The organism is Stenotrophomonas sp. YJH_SMC_80 (assembly GCF_059372495.1).
Genome location: NZ_JCAFVP010000001.1, coordinates 178623 through 195174, shown reverse-complemented (window position 1 = coordinate 195174; position 16552 = coordinate 178623). Strand labels below are relative to the sequence as shown.

Genomic DNA, 16552 nt, shown 5'->3' with positions numbered 1-16552 from the left:
CGCCTTCGACAGTTTCCCGTTGCTGGTGGGTGTCGACCTTGGTCGACACGATGAACATGGCAACGACCGAAACCGGTTTTTGTAGAGTCGAGCCGTGCTCGACTGCTTTGCTCGACTGCGTTGTTTGAACCCGCTGGACGCGAGCGCCGACAACGGCGAGGATGGAGGCCGGTTCTTCTGGCTGGCCCTGCATGGCGCAACGCATCCTTGAACCCGGTGAGATCGAGACGCTCGCCTCGCGCGATGTGCCGCGCATCATCCTGCCCGATATCGAGTCACTGTTCGCTGAGCGCGCGACGCGCCTGCGCAGCCTGGCCGCGCACAGTGCCATCGGCGGTTACCTGCAGCTGCTGGCGGCGTTGGCCGATGCACAGCAGGCGCTGCTGGATGAACTGACACCGCAGCAGCGCGAGGCACTGCAGTCGCAGGCGCGCGCGCAGCAGTCGAGTGCGGCGGCCGGTGCCGGCATGCCGTTGCGGCCGGCCAACACGCTTCAGCTGGATGGATGCTGGCGCGACTGGCTGCGCACGCTGTGCCAGCACTGTGCCGACGAAGCCGGGCTGCCGGTGGAAACCCGGCAGGAGCTGCAACGCGTCGCCGCGGCCGACGACGCCTGGCTGGATGCGCAGGCGCACGCGGTGCTGGAGCGCGATGACGCGCCGTCGGTGGATGCGGTCGCTGCGCTGCTGGTGATGAACGCACTGCAGGTTTACTGGGCGGTCCTCGCAGCCAGCTTCCGCCCTACCGACCTGAAGCCGCTGGCTGATGCGCCAGGGCTGTGCCCGCTGTGCGGCACGTTGCCGGTGACCAGCGTGGTGCAGGCACGCGCACCCTATGCGTCCTACCGTTACCTGTCGTGCTCGCTGTGCGCCTGCCAGTGGCACTACGTGCGCGTGCAGTGCAGCCAGTGTGGTGCCGCCGGCAAGGACATCGCCTATCGCGCCCTGGCCGATGTGGACGGCGACAGCGGCGAGGCGGTGCGCGAGAGCGCGGTGCGTGCCGAAACCTGCGACCACTGTCACAGCTACCGCAAGATCCTGTATCTGGAAAAGGACCCGTCACTGGAGCCGGTGGCCGATGACCTCGGCACGCTGGCGCTGGATCTGCTGCTGGCCGAGGAAGGCTATGCGCGTGCCAGCCAGAATCCTCTGCTGTGGCAATCCGACGGCGATTGAGGCGATGACAGCCATGCCCCCCGCCCCGGCATCGGCCGCCGCCCTGCCCTCGCTGGACCGGGTGCTGCGCCTGCCTGCACTGGCGCCACTGATCGAAGGCCACGGTCGAAGCCGCATCACCCAGCTGCTGCGTTCGCACCTGCAGGTGCTGCGTGAGCGTGTAAGCGCCAGCCAGTTGTCGACCGCGCAGCTGCAGGAAGCGGTCGACGGCCCGGCGCTGGTGGCAGCGGTCGAGGCCGAACTGGCAGCCGATGCACGGCTGGACCTGCAACCGATGTTCAACCTGACCGGCACCGTACTGCATACCAACCTGGGTCGCGCATTGCTGCCCGAGGCCGCGGTGCAGGCAGTCACCCGCGCGATGACCGCGCCGGTCGATCTGGAGTTCGACGTCATCCGTGGCCGTCGCGGCGACCGCGATGCGCGGGTACAGGCACTGATCTGCGAGCTGACCGGTGCCGAAGCCGCCACTGTGGTCAACAACAATGCGGCGGCGGTCCTGCTGCTGCTCAACAGCCTGGCCAACCGCCGCGACGTGGTGGTGTCGCGCGGCGAGCTGGTGGAGATCGGTGGCGCCTTCCGCATTCCCGACGTGATGCGCAGCGCCGGCGCGCGGCTGCTGGAAGTAGGTACCACCAACCGCACCCATCCGGCCGACTTCACCAACGCCATCGGCGCGCGCACAGCGCTGCTGATGGAGGTGCACGCCAGCAACTACGCGATCAGCGGATTCACTGCCAAGGTCGACACCGCGGCGATGGCCGCGATCGCGCACGAACATGGCCTGCCGCTGGTGGTGGACCTGGGCAGTGGCAGCCTGTGCGATCTGGCCACGTTCGGCCTGCCGCACGAACCCACCGTGCAGGAAACGCTGACGGCCGGCGCCGATCTGGTTTCGTTCAGCGGCGACAAGCTGCTGGGTGGCCCGCAGGCCGGCATCATCGCCGGTCGCGCGGACCTGATCGCGCGGATCAACCGCAACCCGCTGAAGCGGGCACTGCGCATGGACAAGATGGGCCTGGCCGCACTGGAGGCGGTGCTGGCCCTGTACCGCGAACCCGAGCTGCTGGCACAGCGGCTGCCGACACTGCGCACGCTCTCGCGCACGCAGGATGACATTGATGCGCAGGCCCAGCGCCTGCTGCAGCCGATGCGTGCCTCGCTCACGGCGGACTACACCCTCGGGCCCGCTTCGATGCACAGCCAGATCGGCAGCGGCGCCCAGCCACAGGCGCAGCTGGCCAGCGCCGGACTGCGCATTACCAGCGCACGCCGTGGCGGACTGGATCGCCTGGCCAAGCGCCTGCGTCAGCTGCCGCGACCCGTGCTGGGCCGCATTGCCGATGACGCGCTATGGCTGGACCTGCGCTGCCTGGAACCGGCCGACGAAGCCGACTTCCTCGCCCAGTGGAGCACGCTGCAGGCATGATCGTCGGCACCGCCGGGCATATCGACCATGGCAAGACCAGCCTGGTGCGGGCACTGACCGGCATCGAAACCGATCGCCTGCAGGAAGAGCGTACGCGTGGTATTTCCATCGAACTGGGCTATGCCTATGTTCCTGTGGAACGCAGGGACGGCACAGGTCCTGTCGCGACGCTGGGTTTCGTCGACGTGCCGGGCCACGAGCGCTTCGTGCACACGATGGTGGCCGGCGCCACGGGTATCGACGGCGCCCTGCTGGTCATCGCTGCCGACGACGGCGTGATGCCACAGACCCGCGAGCACCTGGCCATCCTGCAGCTGCTGGGCGTGAACCGCGGTGCGGTGGCGCTGACCAAGATCGACCGTGTGGATGCGGCGCGCCTGGCCCGGGTCGAGATCGAGGTCGCTGCCCTGCTGGCCGGCACGCCACTGCAGGATTCCCCTGTGTTCACCTGCAACAGCACCGCACCCGACGATGCTGGCATCAACGCGCTGCGTACCCAGCTGCACGCGTGGGCGGCGGACGATGCCAGCACGCGCCAGGCCGAACTGCGCAGCGAGCTGTTCCGCATGCCGGTGGACCGCGTGTTCTCGCTGGCCGGTCATGGCACGCTGGTGACCGGTGCAGTGCACGGCGGCATCGCCTCGGTGGGTGAGCATCTGCAGCTGATGCCGGCCGCCACTGAAGTGCGCATACGCAGCATCCACGCGCAGAACCAGGCCAGTGACCACGCGATGGCCGGGCAGCGCTGCGCGCTGAACCTGGCGGCCATCGCCCGTGATGACATTCGCCGCGGTGACTGGATCGCCGACGCACGCGCACTGCTGGCCACCACCCGCGTTGATGTGCGGTTGCGGCTGTCCGCGTTGGCCGCACCGTTGCGCGACTGGGCACCGCTGCATATCCACTGGGGCACGATGCACCGGCAGGCCCATGTGGTGCTGCTGGAGGACCGTGACCACGGTGACGGGCAGTTGGTGCAGCTGGTGTTCGATGCTCCGGTCTGTGCGATGTGTGGCGATCGCTTCATTGCCCGCGATTCAGCGGCCACCCACACGCTGGGCGGCGGCCTCGTGCTCGATCCGGACCCGCCACAGCGGCGCCGGCGCAGTCCTGCACGGCTCGCATGGCTGGGAGCACTGGAGCAACTGGCCGCGGGTGCGGGAATCGGCCCACTGTTGCAGCAGGCGCCCTTCGGCGTTGCCATGGCCGCGCTGCAGCGCTACTGCCGGCGCGCCGCCGACCGGATCGATCTTCCTGCAGACACGCGACGCATCGTCACCCGCGAAGACACGGTAGTCATCCTTGTGTCGCACTGGCAGGCATTGCGCGAGCAGGTGATCGCCTCACTGCGTGGATGGCATGAGCGACGCCCGGACGAACCCGGTGTCGACAGCGGCCGCCTGCAGCGCAGCACCCTGCCCGCTCTTGCAGCGAGCCTCTGGAATGCGCTGCTGCAGGACCTGCTGGACGACGGCAGCGTGCAACGCGTGGGTGCCTGGTGGCGCCTGCCCGGGCATGGCCATGCGCCACCGGAACGCGAGCGTCTGCTGCTGGAACGCGTGCTGCCGCAACTGCACGCCGGTCGCTTCGATCCGCCGTGGGTGCGCACCCTTGCTGCCGAGATCGGCCTGGCCGAAGACGAAGTCCGCGCCGTCCTGCGCCGCGCCACCGCACGTGGCGAGCTGTTCCAGGTGGTGCCGGACCTGTTCTATGCACCCGCGTGCATTGCGGAACTCGCCGCGATCGTCGCGCAGCTGTCACAGGCCAGCGGCACGGTGGATGCGGCCACGTTCCGCGATGCCATCGGCCTGGGCCGCAAACGCAGCATCCAGATCTTGGAGTTCTTCAATCGCGTTGGCTACACTCGACGCGTCGGTGACCAGCATCGGCCGCGCGGCGACCTGCAGTGGAACGCAGCCCGCGACTGAGCCCACCGGTACCGCCGTACTTTCGGAAGGCATGCGCATCCGGGCATGCGGCTGGGCTTCAAACCCAGTAGGGGGCGTCGATCGTTCCCTGGTAGGTTCGACTCCTGCTGCCTTCCGCCATTCGCGTTCCCGCAGGAGATGTCGGCATGGCCACGCACGCGCAGTCCCCCGCCCCTTCAACGGCCGATGCCCCGCAACGACTGACCTCTCTCGCGCATGGCGGCGGCTGCGGCTGCAAGATCGCGCCGGGCGTGCTGAGCGAACTGCTGCGTGGCGTTCCAGCACTTCCGGCACCGGCTGAGCTGCTGGTGGGCCGTGAGAACAGCGACGACGCCGCGGTGTATCGCCTCGATGACCGGCAGGCGATCGTCGCCACCACCGACTTCTTCATGCCGATCGTCGACGACCCGTTCGACTTCGGCCGCATCGCGGCCACCAACGCGCTGTCGGACCTGTATGCGATGGGCGCGCGCCCGCTGTTCGCACTGGCCATCGTCGGCATGCCGATCAACACGCTGCCGCAGGACACGATCCGCGGCATTCTGCAGGGTGGCGAACGCGCCAGCGCCGATGCGGGCATCGTGGTCGCTGGTGGCCACAGCATCGATTCGGTGGAACCCATCTACGGCCTGGCTGCGATCGGCGTGCTCGACCCGCAACGACTCAAGCGCAATGCCGATGCCCGCGCCGGCGACGTGCTGGTGCTGGGCAAGCCGTTGGGCGTGGGCGTGTATTCGTCGGCGCTGAAGAAGGAAGTGCTGGATGCCGACGGCTACCGGCAGATGATCGCGTCGACCACCCGCCTGAACACCGTGGGCGTGCCGCTGGCCGCGCTGGACGGTGTGCATGCCATGACCGACGTCACCGGCTTCGGCCTGCTCGGCCACCTGCTGGAAGTGTGCCGCGCCAGTGGTGTCGCTGCCGAGGTGGACAGTGCACAGGTGCCGCTGCTGCCGCAGGCGCTGGAGCTGCTGCAGCGTGGCTGCGTGACCGGCGCTTCCCACCGCAACTGGGCCTCGTATGGCGCCGAGGTGCGCTTCGCCGAGGGCTTGGCCGCCCATTGGCAGCCGCTGCTGACCGATCCGCAGACCAGCGGCGGACTGCTGGTGTCGTGCGCTCCGGAGGCGGTGGATGCAGTGCTGGCCTGCTTCCACGACGCGGGGTTCGGCCAGGCAGCCGTGGTCGGGCGTTTGAGCGAAGGAGCGCCGGGCGTCAGCGTGCGCTGATGCGCTGGAACGACAAGGGCGCCCAAAGGCGCCCTTGTCATTTTGCGGGGTGCAACATCACTCGATGTTCTGCACCTGTTCGCGGATCTGGTCGATCAGCACCTTCAGCTCCACCGCGGCATTGGACGTGCGGCTGTCCACCGACTTCGAGCCCAGCGTATTGGCTTCGCGGTTGAACTCCTGCAGCAGGAAGTCCAGGCGGCGACCGACCGGCTCGCGCTGCTTGAGCACGCGGCGGATCTCGACGATGTGGCTGCCGAGGCGGTCCAGCTCTTCATCCACGTCCAGCTTCTGCAGCCACAGGACCAGTTCCTGCTCGGCGCGGCCGGGGTCGACCGGGTGCGGCAGGTCGGCCAGGCGTGCGGCCAGCTTGGCGCGCTGGCCGTCGCGAATGGCCGGAATCAGCGTGCGGACTTCGGTGGCGATGCGTTCGATGCCGTCCACACGCTCGCTGATGGCCTCAGCCAACTTGCCGCCTTCGCGCTCACGGGCCTCGACGAAGCCATCCAGCACCTGGTCCAGCAGCGCCAGCGCCTCGACCTGCAGGGCGGCGGCGTCGGTGGCCTCGCCACGGGTCACGCCCGGCAGCTGCAGCAGGTCGGTGAAGCTGACCTGCAGGTTGGGGAAATCGGAGGTCAGGCGGTGCGCTAGGCGGCCCAGCTGGCCCAGCAGGGCCTCGTCCACCTGCAGGTTGGCCGCCGCTTCCGGCGCGCGCAGGCGCATCACCAGATCCAGCTTGCCACGGCTCAGGCGCGCGGCGATGCGCTCGCGCAGCTGCGGTTCCAGCGCCCGCAGCTCCTCGGGCAGGCGGGTGCCGACCTCCAGGAAGCGGTGGTTGACCGAGCGCAGCTCGCAGCCCAGCGTGCCCCACGGGGTGACCCGCTCGCCGCCGGCATAGGCGGTCATGCTTCGAATCATGGATTGTGTCCGGTGCGTGCAAAGGGGGAATGGTACCCTAGCGCCCTCACCAGAGCCCCCTTGCCCGCCCCGTGAAGGCCGCGGGCGTGGCGGCGTACTCCCTCGCCATTACGGAACCCGCACCATGTCCGATTCCCGCCCCAGCGGCCGCCAGCCCGACCAGCTCCGCCCGGTCGTCATCCAACGCGGCTTCACCCGCCACGCCGAAGGTTCGGTGCTGGTGTGCTTCGGTGAAACCCGTGTGCTGTGCACCGCCAGCGTCGAGAACCGCGTGCCGGGCTTCCTGCGCGGCAAGGGCGAAGGCTGGGTCACCGCCGAATACGGCATGCTGCCGCGCGCCACCCACACCCGCAGCGACCGTGAAGCGGCCCGTGGCAAGCAGGGTGGCCGCACCCTGGAGATCCAGCGACTGATCGGCCGCAGCCTGCGCGCCTGCGTGGATCGCAACGCGCTGGGCGAGCGCACCATCACCCTCGACTGCGACGTGCTGCAGGCCGACGGTGGCACCCGCACGGCCGCCATCACCGGCGCCTACGTGGCGCTGGTCGATGCGGTGAACGTGCTGATGAAGCGTGGCGACATCAAGCGCAACCCGATCCTGGGCGCAGTGGCCGCCGTATCGGTAGGCGTGTACCGCGGCACCCCGGTGCTGGACCTGGACTACGCCGAAGACAGCGACTGCGACACCGACATGAACGTGGTGATGAACGACGGTGGCGGCTTCATCGAGCTGCAGGGCACCGCCGAAGGCCACGCCTTCCGTCGCGATGAACTGGATGCGCTGCTGGGCCTGGCCGAAAAGGGCGTGGGCGAACTGCTGGCCGCTCAGCAGGCGGCGCTGTCGGCATGAACCGCCGCATCGCCCTGACCACCCTGGTGGTGGCCGACTATGACGAAGCCATTGCCTGGTACACCGGCAAGCTCGGCTTCGCACTGTTGGAGGACATCGACCAGGGCCACAAGCGCTGGGTGGTGGTCGGCCCGACCGACGGCAGCGCCGCCGCCCTGCTGCTGGCCCGCGCCAGCGACGAGGAGCAGCGCAGCCGCATCGGCAACCAGACCGGCGGCCGCGTCGGCTTCTTCCTCAACACCGACGACTTCCGCCGCGACCACGCGGCGATGGTCGCCGCCGGCGTCGAGTTCCTGGAAGCGCCGCGCGAAGAACCCTATGCAACGGTTGCGGTGTTCCGCGATCTGTATGGCAACACCTGGGACCTGCTGGAGCCCCGTCAATGAAGAAACTGGTACTGGCCAGCCACAACGCCGGCAAGCTGGTGGAGATGCAGGAGATCCTTGCCGATCTGCCGCTGCAGATCACCTCGGCCGCCGAACTGGGGCTGGGCGATGTGGAAGAGACCGGCCTGACCTTCGTCGAGAACGCGCTGCTGAAGGCGCGCGCGGCCTGCGAAGCGACCGGCCTGCCGGCGCTGGCCGATGATTCGGGCCTGATCGTCGATGCCCTCGGCGGTGCGCCGGGCCTGTACAGCGCACGCTATGCCGGCCACCCGACCAATGCTGCGGCCAACAATGCCAAGCTGCTGGACGCGATGGCCGACATTCCCGATGGCCAGCGCAGCGCCCGCTTCTATGCGGTGATCGTGCTGCTGCGCCACGCCACCGACCCGCAGCCGTTGATCTGTGAAGGCCGCTGGGAAGGCCAGATCATCCGCGAACTGCGCGGCACCAATGGTTTCGGCTACAACCCGGTATTCCTGGACACCACCCACGGCCTGACCGCCGCGGAAATGGAGCCGGCACTGAAGAACGCCATCAGCCACCGCGCCATTGCCCTGCAGCAGCTCAAGCAGCAGCTGGCGACGCTGTACTGACGCTACCCGATCGACCCAGGGAAGCCGGCCAGCGGCCGGCACTACCGAAGAAGCCCATGCCGCACGCCCACGACCACTGCAACCACCTGCCCGGCGAAGCCTGCTCCGCCGACCACGACAACCCGCCGCGGCTGGTGCCGCCACCGCTGTCGTTGTACGTGCACCTGCCGTGGTGCGTGCGCAAATGCCCGTACTGCGATTTCAATTCGCACCAGGCCAAGGGCGAGCTGCCGTTCGACGCTTATATCGATGCGCTGCTGCGCGACCTCGACCAGGACCTGCCGCTGGTCTGGGGCCGGGTGGTGCACAGCGTGTTCTTCGGTGGCGGCACGCCCAGCCTGTTCCCGCCGGAGGCGATCGACCGCTTCCTGCAACAGGCCAGCGCACGCCTGCGTTTCGCGCCCAATGCCGAAATCACCCTGGAAACCAACCCGGGCACCGCCGAACATGGCCGCTTCGACCGCTATCGCGCGGCCGGCGTGAACCGCCTCAGCTTCGGCATCCAGAGTTTCGACGATGCGATGCTCAAGCGCCTGGGCCGCATCCACGACAGTGGCGAAGCCGAGCGCGCGGTAAAGATGGCGCAGGACGCGGGCTACGACAACTTCAACATCGACCTGATGTACGCGCTGCCGGAACAGACCCTGGCCGGTGCCGAGGCCGACCTGGAACGCGCGTTCGCGCTGCAGCCGGCACACATCTCCCACTACCAGCTGACCCTGGAACCGAATACGGTGTTCTTCGCGCGGCCGCCGCAGGGCATTCCCGATGAAGACAACGCCTGGGACATGCAGGAACACTGCCAGGCATTGCTGGCACAGGCCGGTTTCGGCCAGTACGAGGTCAGCGCCTATGCGCGCCCCGGTCGGCAGAGCGCGCACAATCTGAACTACTGGCGCTTCGGCGACTACCTGGGCATCGGTGCCGGCGCGCACGGCAAGATCAGTTCCGGCGCCGAGGAGCATGTGCTGCGACGTTGGAAGCTGAAGCACCCGCAGGCCTACCTGGACAGCGCCGGCACGCCCGCCTCGTTCGGCGGCGACGATGTGATCGCGCCGGAGCGCCTGCCGTTCGAATACATGCTCAACCTGCTGCGCCTGCACGAAGGTTTCGGCCTGCGCGATTTCGAGTCGCGCACGGGGCTGCCGCGCAGCGTGCTGGACGCTCCCCTGGCCGAGGCCGTGCAGCGCGGCTGGCTGGAAGTCACGGATGGGCATGTGCAGCCGACCGAGCTGGGCCGCCGCTTCACCAACGACGTGGTAAGCCTGTTCCTGGAAGATTGATCCTCGCGTGACAGAGGGTTGTGCCGGCCGCTGGCCGGCAATCCGGTGGAGACATATCTGCCGGCCAGCGGCCGGCACTACCGTTCATCGGTTGGGCCAGGCCCGGCGGATGCGATTCACGTTCAGCCTAAAGTAGCGCCGACATCGGCCGACACGGTAGATTCACCAGATCGATCCGCGGGAATCCGGGTACCGCCTGCCGATGTCAGCTGTCTTTTCCATCACTCCTGCCGACAAGAACCGCCTGGCCGCCAGCGATCTGCCACCGCGGGTACGTGAGCTGCTGGGCGCGCTGATCGGCCTGTGCCGGCAGTCGCTGGCCGCGCCCCTGATCCTGACCGTCGAGGCGCTGGAGCAGACCCTGCTGCACGACGCCGACCGCGCACGCAATCCGCAGCAGCAGGCCGAGCTGATGGCCCAGCGTGGACAGCTGCACGCCTTCGCCGGCCATTTCGCCGATCGCATGCTCGATGCCGTGGCCGACGCCCTCGCGCGGTTGCGCGAACCGGTCAGCGGTGTCAGTACCAGTGCTGGGCCGCCAGCGCTGCCGGGCATGCTCGGGCTGTCGCTGGTTGATGAGCACGAAGTGGATCGCGACCTGCTGCTGACCGAGATGGTGCGGCGCGAAACCCTGCGTTCAACCAACACACTGAACCTGCTGGGCCAACGCCTGGGCGTACTGGCGGCGGCGCCGGCCTTCGAGGCCGACACCCTGCCGCTGGCACCGCAGGCACTGTGCGCGATGGTGCGCCGGATTGCCGAACAGGACGCGCTGAGCGTCGAGGTACAGCTGGCGCTGTATCGCAGTTTCGAACGGCAGGTGCTGGAACGGCTGGGCGATATCCTTGACCGTGCCAATGCCCTGCTGGCCCAGTCCGGTGTACTGCCGGGGCTGGTCTACACCCCCTACCTGGCACGCTCGTCGAGCACGCGGCGGATCATCACCCAGTCGGTGGGGGGCGGCCGCACCACGCAGCCGGCCAAGCGCACCGCAGCCCCCCTGACCGGCTGGAACGGTTCGGCACCGGCCGGCTCCTGGTCCAGCCTGGTACAGGACGCCTTCCACGAGGGCGGCGCAGCCGGCCCCGCCACGCCGGGCGTGACCACCTCCACCGGCAGTGCACTGCATGAGCTGCTGCAGCAGGCACGGCACGGCAGCCCTGCCCCGGGGGACAGCGGCGCGGTGCCCAGCGCGGCAGTCGACGCGGTACTCGCGCGCCTGCAGGCCCAGTCCAGTGCGGCAACCGGTGTGGCCGACCTGCAGGCTGCCGTGGTCGCGCAGCTGCGCAGCGAGCATGGTGCGCAGGCCCAGCTGGGCAGTCACGACCGGGACAACCTCGACCTGCTGCGCATGCTGATGCAGCAGGTGCAACAGCAGCAGCGTCCCGATCCAGTGCCGGCCGCGCTGCTGGCCCGCCTGCAGGTACCCCTGGCACGCGCCGCCATGGCCGATCCGGGCTTTTTCGTGCGCGACGAACACCCCGCGCGTGAGCTGCTCAATCAGATCGCCGAAGTCGGCGCCAACTGGCTGGGCGATGAGGATGTCGACCCGCAGCTGCTGCAGCGCATGGCGCAGAGCGTGCAGGGCCTGCTGGGGCAGGATGCGCGTGCGCCGGAAGTCTTTGCCGCCGCCAGTGAAGACGTGCAGCAGCACCAGCGCGCGGCGGCCCATCGTGCCGAACTGGCCGAGCGCCGCCATGTGGAAGCCGCGCGCGGCAAGGAACGATTGGAACTGGCCCGTCGCCAGGCCACCGCACAGATCGACCAGTGCTGCGACACCCGGTCGCCACCGCGCTTCGTGCAGACCTTGCTGCGCCAGGCCTGGGCCGATGCACTGACCCTCACCCGCCTGCGCCATGGCGACGATTCACCGCAATGGCAGGAGCGCCTGCAACAGACCGAGCGCATCGCTGCCATCACCGCGCAGGCCATCGACGCTCCCGGCGGCACCGATACCGCACTGGCAGCGGACGTGGAGGCCGCATTGCTGCAGGTCGGCTACCACGCCGAGGAAGCCGCCGCTGTCGCGCGCAGGCTGGCCACGCCCGGCGGCGAGGATGAAAGCACCTCGCGTACCGAGCTCAGCGCACGCCTCAAGGCACGTGCGCGCCTGGGCGAGCACGCCGGCACGAACAGTGGCGCCGCACCTGCCACGCCGCGCAGCAGCGCCGAAGAAGCGGCCTACCAACAGCTGTCCAGCCTGCCGTTCGGCAGTTGGTTCGACATCGACACGGGCGATGGCACGATGCGCCGCCAGCGCCTGTCCTGGTACAGCCTGCTGACCGGCCACGCGTTGTTCGTCAATGCGCGCGGGCAGAAGATCACCGATACCGACCTGGATGCGCTGGCACGGCAGATCAGTGCCGGGCGCGCGCAGCTGGTCACCGAAGACAAGGGCCGGCTGGTCGACCGTGCCTGGGAAGCCAGCCTCGGTGCGCTGCGCGCACTGGCCACGGCTCGCGCACAGGAGACCCCCGCATGAAAGCCGTACCGCCGCAGGACACCCGCCGCGCGCCGCGCCGCCAGGTCTCGGACCTGGTGCCGGTTACCGACCAGATGCGCGAGTGCGTGGTCGGGCGCCTCGGCAATGTCTCCGAAACTGGCATGCTGATGCTGGCCAGCATGCCGCTGCGCGAGGATGCGCTGTACCAGCTGCGCTTTCCCTTGCCATTGGGTGATGGCCGCCAGCAGGCCATCGACGTAGGCGTGCATCTGCTGTGGAGCGAGCCCGCACACGTTCCCGGGCAGAGCTGGACCGGCTTCCGCTTCCTGACCCTGTCGCGCGAACATCGGCAGCTGCTGCGGCAGTGGGTGGGCGAAGACAGCGACGAGGGACCGGTTTCGACGGCCTGAGTGCCGGTTCCGGCACAGCGGTTTTTCGCGGTATGCGGCAGAATCTAGGGCCGTTTTCCGTGTCGAGCCACCGCAATGATCCAGCAAGACCCCGGCGCCCTGTATTCCGACCACCTGGCCGTGCTGTGCCGACGCGCCGAACAGGCGCTGGCCCGCGGCGGCTTCGACCATCTGGTGGTGCCCAGCGGCACCCTGCACTACCAGGTGTTCGACGACCGCGACTACCCGTATGCGGTCAACCCGCAGTTCAAGGCCTGGCTGCCGCTGACCCGCGTGCCCAACAGCTGGATCGTGTTCACCCCGGGCAAGCGCCCGGCAGTGATCTTCCACCAGCCCTTCGACTACTGGCACGTGGTACCGGACGCCCCCAGTGGCTGGTGGGTGGAGCACTTCGACATCCACATCATCCGCAAGCCCGAAGAGGCGCTGGCCCTGCTGCCGGCCGACCCGTCGCGCTGCGCGATCCTGGGCGAGCCGCAGAGCGCGCTGGGCAACTACGTGCCGAACAACCCGGCGCCGGTGGTGAACTACCTGGAATGGCACCGAGGCAGCAAGACGCCGTATGAAATCGCACTGATGCGCCAGGCCCAGGTGCTGGGCGTGCGCGGCCACCGCGCCGCCGAGGCCGCGTTCCGCAACGGTGCCGACGAATTCAGCATCCACATGGCGTACTGCCAGGCCGTCGGCCAGGATGCCAACGAGCTGCCCTACGGCAACATCGTGGCGTTGAACGAACACGCCGCCGTGCTGCATTACACCGAGCTGGGCCGCAAGGCACCGCAGCCGCTGCGCAGCTTCCTGATCGACGCCGGCGCCAGTGCGCACGGCTACGCCAGCGACATCACCCGCACCTACGCCGCGCAGGGCCACGACGAATTCGCCGCGATGATTGCGGCCGTCGACGCCGCCCAGCAGCAGATGTGTGCAGCGGTGCGCCCGGGCTTCGACTACAAGCAGCTGCACGTGGACGCACATCTTTCGCTGATGGGCGTGCTGAAGGACTTCGGCGTGATCAAGGTGTCGCCGCAGACCGCGCTGGAGACCGGCGTCAGCGCCGCATTCTTCCCGCACGGCATCGGCCACCTGATCGGCCTGCAGGTGCACGACGTGGCCGGCTTCGCGGCCAGCGACGAGGGCGGCCGCATCGAGCGCCCGGCCGGCCATCCCTACCTGCGCCTGACCCGCGTGCTGGAACCGGGCATGGTGGTGACCATCGAGCCAGGCCTGTACTTCATCGACATGCTGTTGAACGAAGTGAAGGACGCCGGCCATGGTGATGCGATCAACTGGGAGCGCGTGGACTTCTTCCGTCCGTATGGTGGCATCCGCATTGAAGACGAAGTGCTGTGCACTGATGGCGAGGCGGACAACCTGACGCGGCCGGCGTTTGCTGCGGCGAACGGCTGAGCCCCTCGTGGTTGGGCGCTGAATTCAAAAGCCGCGCTTGGTGGGGCGGGGTGGGTTCGCGGGGGACGCCGTGAACCCGTCCCTGGGGGCTTGGCCGCGGCATCCATGCCGCGGACACCCCCGCGAACCCACCCCGCCCCACCTCTGACAGTTTCCTGGGCGCGTCCAACCACGGAAAAGAAAAAAGAAAAGCAGAAGCGGGTCGCTCGCTGCGCTCGCTCTGTGTCGACCACGGTCGACACCTACCCAACAGCCGCAATTGCCCGTAGATCCACGCCATGCGTGGATGATTCATTCGATATCTGACAGATGTGCCGACCAACGGTCGGCACGGTCGGCACCCACCAACAGCCGCGTGAACCTGTCGAAGGCGGGGTACTGTGGGTTTGCGGGGTGTGAGCGGCATGGATGCCGCGACCAAGCCCCCATGGACGGGTTCACGGCGTCCCCGCAAACCCACAGTGCCCCGCCATCCCACGGAATGCCCGCTGTTGCTGTTGCTGTTGCTGTTGAGGTTGCCGGCCAGCGGCCGGCACTACCGCAGGTGCAGGGCTGCAAGCCCTGCAGAACACCCCTTACCCCGCCATCACCGCTTCAATCTCGTCGGCGCTGCGCGCCAGGCCTTCGGTCAGCACGCGATGGCCGTCATCGGTGATCAGCACGTCATCCTCCGTGCGGATGCCGATACCGCGCCAGCGCGGTTCCACCGTCGTGTCATCCACGCCGATGTACAACCCCGGCTCGATGGTGAACGCCATGCCCGGCTCCAGCAGACGCGAGTCACCCGCCAGGCGGTAGTCGCCCACGTCGTGCACGTCCATGCCGATCCAGTGCCCGGTCTTGTGCCGGTAGAAGCGCTGGTACAGGCCTTCGGCCAGGTTCTTTTCCAGCGTACCCTTCAGCAGGCCCAACCGCAGCAGGCCCTCGGTCAGGGTCTGCACTGCGGCGAGGTGACCGGCCTCGTACGGCACGCCCGGCCTGGCCTGGGCCAACGCAGCCGCCTGCGCATCGCCGACCAGGTCGTGCAGTGCACGCTGCTCGGCGCTGAAGCGGCCATTCACCGGGAACGTGCGGGTGATGTCGCTGGCGTAGCCACGGTACTCGGCACCGGCGTCGATCAGCACCAGCTCGCCGTCGCGCGAACGCGCGTTGTTGTCGCGGTAATGCAGGATGCAGCCGTTGCGGCCGGCGCCGACGATGCTGCAGTACGCGGGCACCGCATCATTGGCGCGGAACACGCGTTCCAGCTCCGCCTGCAGTTCGTACTCGTGGATGCCGGCCCTGGCGGCCTTCATCGCGGCCAGATGCGCACGCACGCTGATCTGCGCGGCGTGGTGCATCAACGCCACTTCGGCACCGGACTTGAACAGGCGCTGCTCGTGCAGCAGGTGGCCCAGTTCGAGGAACTCGTGCGGCGGCTGCGCACCGTGGCGCACCTGCGAACGCACGCGGTTGACCCAGCCGATCAGCTTCAGGTCGAAGTCGGCATCCCGGCCGAAGTGGTAGTAGACGCGCGAACGGCCTTCAAGCAGGCCCGGCAGGATGTCGTCCAGATCATCGATCGGGTAGGCATCGTCCATGCCGTACTGCGCCACCGCGCCTTCCTGGCCGGCGCGGCTGCCGTCCCAGGCTTCGCGTTCGGCATCGCGCTCGCGGCAGAACAGGATGGCCTCGCCGTGGCGTCGGCCCGGGATCAGTACCAGCACTGCTTCCGGCTCCGGGAAGCCGCTCAGGTACTGGAAATCCGAATCCTGCCGGAACGGATAATGGGTATCGAGGCTGCGCACCTTCTCGGCCGCCGCCGGCAGCACCAGGATCGCGTCCTCGCCGGCCATGTCCATCAGCTGGCGACGGCGACGCTTGTACTCGCCGGCCGCAATGCCGGTGCGCTGCTTGATGTCCATCAGTTCAGGCGCTGACGATGGCGCGAGGCCAGCACCACGTCGCCGTGCAGCAGGAGCACCGCCACGCGGATGAATTCCTCGATCTCCGACAGGGCTTCGTCGTCATCATCGCCACCGGCCTCGAAATCCTCGCTGGAGGCACGCGCCAGGCTGGCCATGTCGGTCAGCGCTTCCTCGCCCTCTTCGGACAGGGTCGGGCGGCGGCCGCCACTGCCCAGGCCGAAGCCGCCCAGGAAGGAACGGGTCCAGCTGAACATGGCATCGGCCTGCGCGGATACGTCGTCGCCGTCGGTCAGCAGCAGCTCGAAGGCGAAGTCGCGGTCTTCCAGCTGCTTGATGGTGGCCTGCAGCAGCTGCCCCAGCACGCTGTCGGCGGCCACCGGCGGCAGGTTGTCGTCGGCCAGCACGCGCGCCGGCCAGTCGTTGCCGGGGGCACCGCCGGCAGCCAGCCAGCCGCACAGCGCGCCGTGCAGCTCGGCAGCGGTGGCGCCCAGGCCCAACGCCTGGCTGGCGCGGGTAACGTCGTCGACGGAGGGAAGTTCGGTCATCGTGCGGCTCGTTCGGAAAGGAAACCCGGGGCGCGCACGCGCGCGCCCGTGA

14 protein-coding genes and 1 tRNA gene are annotated in these 16552 nt (G+C 68.5%); 12 read left to right on the top strand and 3 right to left on the bottom strand.

All coding sequences use genetic code 11. From position 1 onward, the window contains the following. Positions 1–191: 191 nt before the first annotated feature. From fdhE to selD, 5 genes are all read left to right on the top strand, one after another. Positions 192–1175, top strand: a complete 984-nt coding sequence (gene fdhE / locus AC5P99_RS00885; RefSeq protein WP_049450492.1) for a formate dehydrogenase accessory protein FdhE — start codon at positions 192–194, stop codon at positions 1173–1175. A gap of 4 nt (positions 1176–1179) precedes the next feature. Then, a complete protein-coding gene (gene selA, locus AC5P99_RS00880) occupies positions 1180–2604 on the top strand; it encodes an L-seryl-tRNA(Sec) selenium transferase (RefSeq protein WP_049450493.1) in 1425 nt (474 codons plus the stop codon). Continuing rightward, positions 2601–4532: a selenocysteine-specific translation elongation factor gene (gene selB, locus AC5P99_RS00875; protein ID WP_495212801.1), complete on the top strand. Its 1932-nt coding sequence runs from the start codon at positions 2601–2603 to the stop codon at positions 4530–4532. Before selA ends, selB begins: the two co-directional genes overlap by 4 nt. Positions 4533–4556: 24 nt before the next feature. Continuing rightward, positions 4557–4652, top strand: a tRNA-Sec gene (locus tag AC5P99_RS00870). 26 nt (positions 4653–4678) lie between these two features. Then, positions 4679–5758, top strand: coding sequence for a selenide, water dikinase SelD (selD, locus tag AC5P99_RS00865; RefSeq protein WP_285311972.1), 1080 nt, complete (start codon positions 4679–4681; stop codon positions 5756–5758). Positions 5759–5815: 57 nt separating this feature from the next. Here the strand turns inward: selD and AC5P99_RS00860 are convergent, their stop codons facing one another. Beyond that, a complete protein-coding gene (locus AC5P99_RS00860; RefSeq protein WP_088435709.1) occupies positions 5816–6676 on the bottom strand; it encodes a YicC/YloC family endoribonuclease in 861 nt (286 codons plus the stop codon). Positions 6677–6800: 124 nt separating this feature from the next. Between AC5P99_RS00860 and rph the strand changes: the two genes are divergently transcribed. From rph to pepQ, 7 genes are all read left to right on the top strand, one after another. Next, positions 6801–7526 carry a ribonuclease PH gene (gene rph, locus AC5P99_RS00855; protein ID WP_005410889.1) on the top strand — a complete coding sequence of 242 codons (726 nt, stop codon included), beginning with the start codon at positions 6801–6803 and terminating at the stop codon, positions 7524–7526. Continuing rightward, positions 7523–7912 (top strand): VOC family protein, encoded by a 390-nt coding sequence (locus AC5P99_RS00850; RefSeq protein WP_005414366.1) that lies wholly within the window; start codon positions 7523–7525, stop codon positions 7910–7912. Before rph ends, AC5P99_RS00850 begins: the two co-directional genes overlap by 4 nt. Continuing rightward, a complete protein-coding gene (rdgB, locus tag AC5P99_RS00845; protein ID WP_005410891.1) occupies positions 7909–8505 on the top strand; it encodes an RdgB/HAM1 family non-canonical purine NTP pyrophosphatase in 597 nt (198 codons plus the stop codon). The genes AC5P99_RS00850 and rdgB overlap by 4 nt, the downstream gene beginning before the upstream one ends. A 56-nt stretch (positions 8506–8561) precedes the next feature. Then, a complete protein-coding gene (gene hemW, locus AC5P99_RS00840) occupies positions 8562–9788 on the top strand; it encodes a radical SAM family heme chaperone HemW (protein WP_049450496.1) in 1227 nt (408 codons plus the stop codon). 202 nt (positions 9789–9990) lie between these two features. Then, on the top strand, positions 9991–12270 hold the full coding sequence (locus AC5P99_RS00835; protein ID WP_495212800.1) for a DUF1631 family protein: 2280 nt from the start codon (positions 9991–9993) through the stop codon (positions 12268–12270). Beyond that, complete coding sequence (locus tag AC5P99_RS00830) at positions 12267–12641, top strand: PilZ domain-containing protein (protein ID WP_005410894.1); 375 nt, start codon at positions 12267–12269, stop codon at positions 12639–12641. Before AC5P99_RS00835 ends, AC5P99_RS00830 begins: the two co-directional genes overlap by 4 nt. Positions 12642–12716: 75 nt before the next feature. Beyond that, positions 12717–14048 (top strand): Xaa-Pro dipeptidase, encoded by a 1332-nt coding sequence (gene pepQ, locus AC5P99_RS00825; RefSeq protein ID WP_012481166.1) that lies wholly within the window; start codon positions 12717–12719, stop codon positions 14046–14048. 575 nt (positions 14049–14623) lie between these two features. On the opposite strand, the gene AC5P99_RS00820 is transcribed toward pepQ, so the two are convergent. Together AC5P99_RS00820 and AC5P99_RS00815 are read right to left on the bottom strand one after the other, a co-directional pair. Further along, the gene (locus AC5P99_RS00820) at positions 14624–15946 is read right to left on the bottom strand and encodes an aminopeptidase P N-terminal domain-containing protein (protein WP_087944448.1); all 1323 of its coding nucleotides are present in this window, start codon (positions 15944–15946) and stop codon (positions 14624–14626) included. A gap of 5 nt (positions 15947–15951) precedes the next feature. Next, complete coding sequence (locus tag AC5P99_RS00815; protein ID WP_005410897.1) at positions 15952–16500, bottom strand: YecA/YgfB family protein; 549 nt, start codon at positions 16498–16500, stop codon at positions 15952–15954. Positions 16501–16552 lie beyond the last annotated feature (52 nt).

Bases quoted from the DNA above. Each gene is read 5' to 3' on its own strand.
- hemW (WP_049450496.1), top strand. From the start codon at position 8,562: ATGCCGCACGCCCACGACCACTGCAACCACCTGCCCGGCGAAGCCTGC.
- selB (WP_495212801.1), top strand. From the start codon at position 2,601: ATGATCGTCGGCACCGCCGGGCATATCGACCATGGCAAGACCAGCCTG.
- pepQ (WP_012481166.1), top strand. From the start codon at position 12,717: ATGATCCAGCAAGACCCCGGCGCCCTGTATTCCGACCACCTGGCCGTG.
- rdgB (WP_005410891.1), top strand. From the start codon at position 7,909: ATGAAGAAACTGGTACTGGCCAGCCACAACGCCGGCAAGCTGGTGGAG.
- rph (WP_005410889.1), top strand. From the start codon at position 6,801: ATGTCCGATTCCCGCCCCAGCGGCCGCCAGCCCGACCAGCTCCGCCCG.
- selA (WP_049450493.1), top strand. From the start codon at position 1,180: ATGACAGCCATGCCCCCCGCCCCGGCATCGGCCGCCGCCCTGCCCTCG.
- fdhE (WP_049450492.1), top strand. From the start codon at position 192: ATGGCGCAACGCATCCTTGAACCCGGTGAGATCGAGACGCTCGCCTCG.
- AC5P99_RS00860 (WP_088435709.1), bottom strand. From the start codon at position 6,676: ATGATTCGAAGCATGACCGCCTATGCCGGCGGCGAGCGGGTCACCCCG.
- AC5P99_RS00850 (WP_005414366.1), top strand. From the start codon at position 7,523: ATGAACCGCCGCATCGCCCTGACCACCCTGGTGGTGGCCGACTATGAC.
- selD (WP_285311972.1), top strand. From the start codon at position 4,679: ATGGCCACGCACGCGCAGTCCCCCGCCCCTTCAACGGCCGATGCCCCG.
- AC5P99_RS00835 (WP_495212800.1), top strand. From the start codon at position 9,991: ATGTCAGCTGTCTTTTCCATCACTCCTGCCGACAAGAACCGCCTGGCC.
- AC5P99_RS00815 (WP_005410897.1), bottom strand. From the start codon at position 16,500: ATGACCGAACTTCCCTCCGTCGACGACGTTACCCGCGCCAGCCAGGCG.
- AC5P99_RS00830 (WP_005410894.1), top strand. From the start codon at position 12,267: ATGAAAGCCGTACCGCCGCAGGACACCCGCCGCGCGCCGCGCCGCCAG.